We start from the raw sequence: 563 nt of genomic DNA, 5'->3' as shown, positions 1-563 counted from the left end.
AGGCCGTCGCCAGGGTGTCGGTCAGGGGGGAGGACGGGGTGGCGGCCGGGGTCTCGGCCAGACACAGCACGTGCACGCCCATGGTGGCGCCGCCACCGGCGAGCCGGGCCACCGACTCCCGCAGCGCGGCGGTACCCGGATCACCGTCGACGACCAGCACCGTGGCGTGGCCCCGGTAGGCCGACGCGACGGACCTCAGCTCGGTGCGCTCGGCCGTCACCCAGCCCGCGCCGAGCGGACCCTCGTCCACCCTGCGCACCAGCTCGTCGGTGCGGGCCGTGGCCTGGTCGCGGTCGAAGCCGAACAGCAGGCGGCAGTCCTGGCCGCGGGCCGGGCGGACGTGCGGCAGCCAGCCCAGCCAGGACCAGTCCTCGGCCTGGCCGCTGCGACCGGAGGCGACCAGCACGATCTCCAGCGTGCTCGGCGGGTGCGTCACCGCGAGCTGCGCGAGCACCGAGCGGACCATGGGCAGCAGCCGTTCCCGCGGGCCCGCCAGCCCGAGCGAGCCCGCCTCGCGCAGCGCGACCGTGACGGGTGTGTCGGGGCGGGCGCCGTGGTGGGCG

General features: G+C 77.3%; 1 pseudogene. It reads right to left on the bottom strand.

Going from position 1 to position 563, the window contains the following annotated elements:
• Positions 1-563 (bottom strand): annotated as a pseudogene (locus ACYVE9_RS30365) (hypothetical protein); the annotation flags it as partial.

The sequence above is a fragment of the Streptomyces sparsus genome (genome assembly GCF_054776295.1).
This window is presented reverse-complemented; position numbering and strand designations above follow the sequence as displayed.